Genomic DNA, 8,113 nt, shown 5'->3' with positions numbered 1-8,113 from the left:
AATTCTTATTGCCTATTGCGCAATAAAAAGTTTCCGACCCTCATAGACAAAATTTATCCTGAGTAAAAATTCCTATTGCCTATTGCGCAATAAAAAGTTTCCATCACTCAAACATCAAATTTCCCCTGAGCAAAAATTCTTATTGCCTATTGCGCAATAAAAAGTTTCCGACCCTCATAGACAAAATTTATCCTGAGTAAAAATTCCTATTGCCTATTGCGCAATAAAAAGTTTCCATCACTCAAACATCAAATTTCCCCTAAGCAAAAATTCTTATTGCCTATTGCGCAATAAAAAGTTTCCGACCCTCATAGACAAAATTTATCCTGAGTAAAAATTCCTATTGCGTATTGCGCAATAAAAAGTTTCCGACCCTCATAGACAAAATTTATCCTGAGTAAAAATTCCTATTGCGTATTGCGCAATAAAAAGTTTCCGACCCTTATAGACAAAATTTTTCTGAGCAAAAATTCCCATTGCTCTATACGCAATAAAAAGTTTCCGACCCTCAAACATCAAATTTCCCCTAAGCAAAAATTCCTATTGCGTATTGCGCAATAAAAGTTTTTACCTACCTACAGATGAAATTTCGACTGAGCAAAAATTCCTATTGCGTATTGCGCAATAAAAGTTTTTACCTAGCCTACAGATGAAATTTCGACTGAGCAAAAATTCCTATTGCGTATTGCGCAATAAAAGTTTTTACCTAGCCTACAGATGAAATTTCGACTGAGTAAAAATTCCTATTGCGTATTGCGCAATAAAAGTTTTTACCTAGCCTACAGATGAAATTTCGACTGAGCAAAAATTCCTATTGCGTATTGCGCAATAAAAGCTACCACTCCAAAAATTCCTAGAAACTAAAAGCCACAATCCACAAGTCCTGTCTATAATTAATTAGATACAAATCTATCCAGTCCGAAAACTGGCCTTCATGGTTCATATCAAACGCCTGGAACTGACAAACTTTAAATCCTTCGGCGGCACAACGACAATTCCGTTGCTGCCGGGTTTTACTGTGGTTTCTGGACCTAACGGTTCTGGCAAATCTAATATTCTCGATGCACTTCTATTTTGCTTGGGCCTATCTACTTCCAAGGGTATGAGAGCCGAACGTCTGCCAGATTTGGTTAACAATAAATTGGCTGGACGTAAAACTGTAGAAACTATTGTTACTGTAACTTTTGATTTGGAAGACCTCTCCAATCAAAATAATGGCTATAAAGAACCAGACTCTTCACAGCCACAACTGCCGGAAGTAGAAGAAAATGGAGAGAAAATCTTAGCATCTGAATCTGAAGACCCTTTCGAGATAGCTAATTCTTTTGATTCATTAGTAGAGTGGAGTATTTCTCGCCGCCTCCGAGTTACTAAACAAGGTACTTATACTTCTACTTATTATATGAATGGTCAGCCATGTACTCTGACGGAACTTCACGAACAACTAAATCAACTTCGGGTTTATGCGGAAGGATATAATGTGGTTCTCCAGGGTGATGTGACTGGCATTATTTCGATGAAGCCTAGGGAACGTCGCGAGATTATTGATGAAATGGCAGGAGTCGCTCAGTTTGACAGAAAAATTTCTCTGGCAAAAGGCAAATTAGACGAGGTGAAGGAGCAGGAGGAAAAAAGTCGCATTGTGGAAAAAGAATTGCAGAAACAATGTGACCGTCTTTCCCAAGATTGTGTGAAGGCTAAAAAATATCAACAGTTACGAGGGGAGTTGGAGGAAAAGAGTCTCTGGCAAACTATTCTGAGATGGCAAAATCTCCAAAAGCAGGTATGGAAACTTCGGGAAAATATTGAGTCGGGCGATCGCTCCCTCGCCGAATTTAACGAAAATATTCAGACTAAACAAACTGAAATTCAGGAGGCTCAAACTGAATTAGACAAATTTAATGCTCAAGTAAAGGCTTTGGGGGAAGAGGAACTTTTAGCTTTACAGTCAAATCTGGCTACCCAAGAAGCGGAGCGCCGACAACTCCAGGAAAAGCAGAAAGAATTAGATACTACTATTAATCAGACCAAAACTAATTTTAGTCAACTAGAAGAGGAAGTAGATAGACTCCAGCAAAGTTTAGAAATATTAGCCACAGAAAAAATTGTTCAAAGTCAAAATCTCTCATCTTTAGAAGCTACCCGCAACGAGGCTCAAGAAATTCTGAACCAACAACGAGAGTCAGCTAGTGCCATTGCCGATACTGCCGAAGCTTGGGTAAAACAACAAGCTCAACTTCATCATCAAATTGAAACTCTACAACAAACCGTTAACCCCCAACAGACGGAGCAAGCTAGAGTTAGGGAAAAAATTTACCAGTTAGAAAAGCAAATTCAAGAACAACAGGAGTCTCTAGGAACTTTAGAAGTAGAAATTGAAAATCAGACGAAATACTACGAACAGATCAAAGAGTCAAAAGAAGCATCAAGTTATCAAGTAGAATCTTTGACTAAACAATTGGAGGCTGTGGAACAAGAACTACAAATTCAGCAAGATACTCAAACTCGCCTCCTTCAAGAACAGAGAGATAGACAAAGAAAACTTGATAAATTAGAAGCCCAACAACAGGCAATTCAAGAAGCGACAGGTACTTATGCCACCAAAATGCTACAACAGTCGGGTATTTCCGGCATTTGTGGATTAGTGGCACAACTGGGGAAAGTCGAACCTAAATATCAATTAGCTTTAGAAATAGCTGCGGGTGCCCGTCTAGGAAATATGGTAGTCGAAAATGATCGAGTGGCTGCCTCCGGAATTGAATTTTTGAAAAAGCAAAAAGCTGGCAGAATGACATTTTTGCCTCTGAATAAAATTAGACCTCCCAGACTCAACCAAGATAATAGTTTACGTTGGGGAGCAGCCGGATTTATAGATTATGCTGTAAATTTGATAGACTGTGACTTTCGCTACGGAAATATTTTTGCTTATGTGTTTGGTTCAACCGTGGTCTTTGATACCTTGGCAAATGCCAGACAACATTTAGGTAAATATCGGATAGTTACTCTCGATGGGGAAATATTGGAGAGTAGTGGGGCGATGACTGGTGGAAGTATGTCGCGCCGTTCGGGAAGCTTGCATTTTGGCACCGTTGATGATAGTGATTCGACAGAAATAGGAGAAATGGAAAGCCATCGTCAACGTTTACAAGAAATAGATATAGTTCTGGAGCGATGTGTGGCAGAAATTTCTAAACTCCAAGAAAAGGTAAAAGAGCGATCGCAAGCTTTGATGGAAGGAAGGCAGTATTTTCGGGAAACTCAGCTCAAAGTAGAACAAATTGAGGCAGAATTGCAAAAATTGACCAAACAACAGGAGCAAGGGCAAGGGCAATTAGAGAAAAATACTCAAGAACTGGCTAATGCTCAAACTAGATTAGTATCCCTAGATCGAGAAATTCCAGTTCAGGAAACTCAGTTAACTCAGCTAAGAGAAACTTTGGCCGAGTTGGAAAAATCTCATACTCACAGTGAATGGCAACAGATGCAAAGTATGATTCGGTCTCAAGAGGCAGTTTTGCAAGAACGGGAAACTACTTTACGGACTGCCGAACAACAACTACAAGATTTAGAAAATCAACAACAGCTCTTACAAGAAAAGGTCGAAGCAACTTCCCGTCGCCGTTCAGAATATCAAGAGCAAGAATTAAAGGCTAAAAATACCATAAAAGAAGTAAATAGTCAAATTTTAGTTGTGCATGAGCAAATTGCCCAGACTAAAGCAGGAATGGCCAAAGCAGAAGAAAAATTAGGGACAGAGAAACAAAAAAGAGACCAAGCAGAGGCAAATCTACGGGAACTTCATTTAGCTAAACAACAATTAGAATGGCAACTACAAAAATTACAGGAATCTCAACAGGGACGTCGGGAACAGTTAGTCGCTTTGCAAACCCAGTTAGAAGAGCAAAAAGCAGAAGTGCCTGACCCAATCCCAACAGTGCCGGAAAATATTAAAATGGGAGAATTAGAAAAGGAGGTCAGAGCCCTACAGAAACAACTTCAAGCTCTAGAACCTGTAAATATGTTAGCCCTCGAAGAATATGAGCAAACTCAGAAACGACTAGAAGAATTAAGTCAAAAATTATCCACTCTGGAAGGAGAGCGAACAGAACTGTTGTTAAGAATAGAAAACTTTACTACCCTAAGACAACGTTCATTTTTTGAAGCTTTTGATGCTGTGAATCAAAATTTTCAGACAATCTTTGCCACACTTTCTGAAGGAGACGGTTATCTCCAACTAGAGAACCAAGAAGATCCCTTTAATAGTGGGTTAAATTTAGTCGCTCATCCCAAAGGAAAGCCAGTACAAAGATTAGCCTCTATGTCTGGAGGAGAAAAATCTTTAACAGCCTTGAGCTTTATTTTTGCTCTACAACGTTACCGTCCATCTCCTTTTTATGCCTTTGACGAAGTAGATATGTTTCTAGATGGGGCAAATGTAGAGCGATTAGCTAAAATGATAAAACAACAGGCACAACAAGCTCAGTTTATTGTTGTCAGTCTACGGAGGCCAATGATGGAATCATCTGAACGTACTATCGGAGTGACCCAAGCTAGGGGTGCTCATACCCAAGTTTTAGGGATTAAAATGACTAGATAGGGAATAGGGAATAGGGAGTAGGGAGTAGGGAGTAGGGAGTAGGGGAGTATTGTTCAATCTTTTTCCTGAATTGCCTAATTCCCACAGACGACTTCTGACTCAAACTAGCTATTAGCTAGGACTTATAGCAGAAACCATATATATAGCGTTTAAAACTATAACGTTATGGTTTTTTAACTCTATATGTACTACCTTTGCGTAATTCCTGTTAGCTTTCAGCTTTCAGGAAAAATAGATGAGGAGATGGGGAGTAATTTTCAATCTTTTTCCTGCATTGCCTAATTCCAAGGGATAACTCCTAACTCAAAAGTTTAATCGCGGGCTAAGATACTATGATTGGTTTTATAGACCAAAAGAAGCTGATTGCTGAAATGCTGAGTGCTAAATTATCAGACAGTGCCTTATATCCCTCGCTTAAAAGACGAGGGATATAAGGCACGAAGCGTTCAGCCAAGCTAACTAAAGTTAGCCCGAAACATGGTATAATTATAACTTTTAAACGATCAAAAAATGTACGGTTGTCAGCAAGTTTTAGTAAGTCAAAATAACGACTTAAAGAATATCTTAACTTTCTTGTGTAGTGAATCCCACAAGCTTACTAATATGGGGATATATTATGCTAGGCAACTATACTTTAAAGCCCAAAAAATAATTGGGAAATTTGATTTAATTGAGCAATACAAAACCAGTTATCACTACAAGGTTTTACATTCTCAAGGAGCGCAACAAATACTAATAAGTGTAGGAGAGTCTTTTAAGTCATACAAAAAATTGATCGAAGCTTACTTGAAAGGCGAGGCAACCGACAAACCAAGAATTCCTAACTACACAAAGAAAGGAGGATTGGCTACACTTAGCTACCCCAAGCAAGCACTAAAATTAAAAGGCAATCAAGTAAGAGTGCCATTGGGTAAGACTTGTAAGGGTTGGTTTGGACTAGATAGCTTCTATATTCCGATGCCATCCAATCTTAACTTTGCAGACATTAAGGAATTAAGAATACTACCTAGGAACATTTGTTTCTACTTTGAGTTTGTCTATAAAAAAGAGACTAAAAAAGTAGAATTAAATGCTAACAATGTTCTAGGGATTGACCCTGGCTTAAATAATTGGCTAACTTGTGTATCAAATGTTGAAACTAGCTTGATTGTTGATGGGAAACACATCAAGTCAATGAATCGTTGGTATAACAAGCAAGTATCTACTATTAAAGAGAAGAAACCACAAAGGTTTTGGAACAATAAATTAGCTTTGATAACAGAAAAACGTAATAGACAGATGCGTGATGGCATCAACAAAGCAGCAAGAATAGTAATGAATCATTGCCTAGAAAATAATATCGGTACTATCGTTTTTGGTTGGAACAAAGGCAACAAAGATTCAATCAATATTGGCCAAAAAAATAATTCTGAGTTCGTACCTATCCCCACAGCACGACTCAAAGACAGAATTGCTCAATTGTGCGAGCAATATGGAATTCAGTTTGTTGAAACTGAAGAATCCTATACCAGTAAAGCTAGTTTTTTAGATGGTGACTATCTGCCAACAATAGGTGAAAAACCCCAGAATTGGAAACCGTCGGGAAGAAGAACTAAGCGCGGTCTGTATCGTGTTGGATACGGACAATGGTATTTAAACGCTGAGTGTAATGGTGCACTCAACATATTAAGAAAAGTAAGCAGAAGGCTAGGCTTAGACCTTAGCCGACTGTCTAGGGGAATTTTGACCAGTCCCCACAGAATTAAACTGTGGTCAGTTAATCGGAAAACACGGAAAGAAGCGTCTTTAGACCTTCTTGAAGTATCCGCTGAGAATCCTCCGTCATTTATGCGGAGGAGTGGTCAATGATAAATTATAATTGTATCTAACTTTTGACTTTTGATTTGTTTTTTTTATTTAAAAATCAGGATTAGACTATAATGACATCTGAAAAAATCCGTCAACGCTCCGAATTATTAGGAACTCAAATAATTACTCGTGATAAAGGTAAACGCCTAGGGGTAGTAAGTCAGTTATGGGTAGATGTTGATAGACGAGAGGTGGTAGCTATTGGACTACGGGACAATATATTGGCAGTGGCTGGAATACCCAAGTTTATGTTTCTCAAGAATATTCGTGAAATAGGCGATGTTATCTTAGTAGATGATGAAGAAGTAGTGGAAGAAGATATTGATGCTGAAGCCTATAGTAGTCTGATAAATAGTGAAGTATTGACAGAAAATGGAGAACTGTTAGGCCGAGTTAGAGGTTTCAAACTTGATACCAGAGATGGTAAAGTTTTGTCATTGATTATCGCTTCTATTGGTATACCCCAAATTCCAGAGCAAGTTATTAGCACTTATGAACTGTCAATTGATGAAATTGTCAGCAGTGGACCGAATCGTTTGATTGTCTTTGAAGGTTCTGAAGAAAAACTACAACAATTAACAGTAGGAGTATTAGAACGTCTAGGTTTAGGGGAAGCTCCTTGGCAAAGAGAAGAAGAGGGATTATATTATCCTCCTACTGTGAAACCTGAGAATCAATTAACTTCAGGAACACCAGTGACTCGTGAACCTATTCGTACAGTATCACCTTCTAGTCAGGAAACATGGGATGAAGACTGGGCTGAACCAGATCCAATAAGACGTAGAGTAGTTGAACCAGAACGAGTTTATGATGACTATTATCAGCCAGAAGAGGCTGCTCCTCCACGGCAACTAGAACGAGAAACAGTCTATGATGATTATTATGAGCCAGAACCTGTAGCTCCGCCATCCGCACGCCAGGTCAGACGAGAACCTACTAATGACGATTACTATGAAGAAGATAATTGGGGCGATTCAGGTGCTGAATATGATTATGAAGAGGATAAAAATCAGCAGAAAGATTATCAAGCAACTCCAGAGTATGAATATGATGAGGAGATAGAGAAAGATGCTTGGGCTGATGATGAGGCTCCAAAACCTTATCAAGCAACCCGTGTGAATATTCCTCAGAAAACTAAGGTGCCAGAATATGAAGAGGAACCAGGTGGTTATTAAGTAAATATTAGGTAATTTCAGTGAGCCTCCTAGGGTCGTAACTGCGTTTTTTCCGTTTGTCATGCTCCGCAAATATGTTGCGCAGCGTTTGACTACGGAATATGAAAAACGGAGTTGTCCTATAGCAAAACAGTTAACATTACCTCCTACTAAAGTAAGAGGCTTGAGACCTGATTTTCTAGTGATAAACTCATGGTTTTAGGGCAATTTTAAGAAAAAAATTCATCAAAATAATTGGGTCTAATACCAGTTTCAAAAAATAATGCTAGATTAACTTTTTTTGTAGTTAGGGAAGACCTGAATTTTGCTATGTAGCAAAATAAAATAAAGAGCAAGGTTTTTCTCTATTCCCTAAATGTTTTTGGATGGTTGCTCAAAATTCCCGTTACAAAAACAACTTTTGAGTTCTGTCAGTCCCCAACGGACGGCTCCCCTATCTTAACTTCTGAGTTTGTTAATTGCCCATCTTTAGGAGCTTGCTTACCAAACTCCA

3 protein-coding genes are annotated in these 8,113 nt (G+C 38.6%); all 3 read left to right on the top strand.

The window, feature by feature from the left end; all coding sequences use genetic code 11:
- The first annotated feature begins 934 nt into the window (after positions 1-934).
- Positions 935-4,597 carry a chromosome segregation protein SMC gene (gene smc, locus F6K22_RS23245; protein WP_293103330.1) on the top strand — a complete coding sequence of 1,221 codons (3,663 nt, stop codon included), beginning with the start codon at positions 935-937 and terminating at the stop codon, positions 4,595-4,597.
- Positions 4,598-5,107: 510 nt separating this feature from the next.
- Positions 5,108-6,445 carry an RNA-guided endonuclease InsQ/TnpB family protein gene (locus F6K22_RS23240; protein WP_293103328.1) on the top strand — a complete coding sequence of 446 codons (1,338 nt, stop codon included), beginning with the start codon at positions 5,108-5,110 and terminating at the stop codon, positions 6,443-6,445.
- 71 nt (positions 6,446-6,516) lie between these two features.
- Positions 6,517-7,620 carry a PRC-barrel domain-containing protein gene (locus F6K22_RS23235; protein WP_293103326.1) on the top strand — a complete coding sequence of 368 codons (1,104 nt, stop codon included), beginning with the start codon at positions 6,517-6,519 and terminating at the stop codon, positions 7,618-7,620.
- The last annotated feature ends 493 nt before the right edge of the window (positions 7,621-8,113 follow it).

The organism is Okeania sp. SIO2F4 (assembly GCF_010672385.1).
GTDB lineage: Bacteria > Cyanobacteriota > Cyanobacteriia > Cyanobacteriales > Microcoleaceae > Trichodesmium.
This window is presented reverse-complemented; position numbering and strand designations above follow the sequence as displayed.

Excerpts from the sequence above, each read along its gene's own strand:
- F6K22_RS23240 (WP_293103328.1), top strand. The coding sequence starts at position 5,108 with ATGTACGGTTGTCAGCAAGTTTTAGTAAGTCAAAATAACGACTTAAAG.
- F6K22_RS23235 (WP_293103326.1), top strand. The coding sequence starts at position 6,517 with ATGACATCTGAAAAAATCCGTCAACGCTCCGAATTATTAGGAACTCAA.
- smc (WP_293103330.1), top strand. The coding sequence starts at position 935 with ATGGTTCATATCAAACGCCTGGAACTGACAAACTTTAAATCCTTCGGC.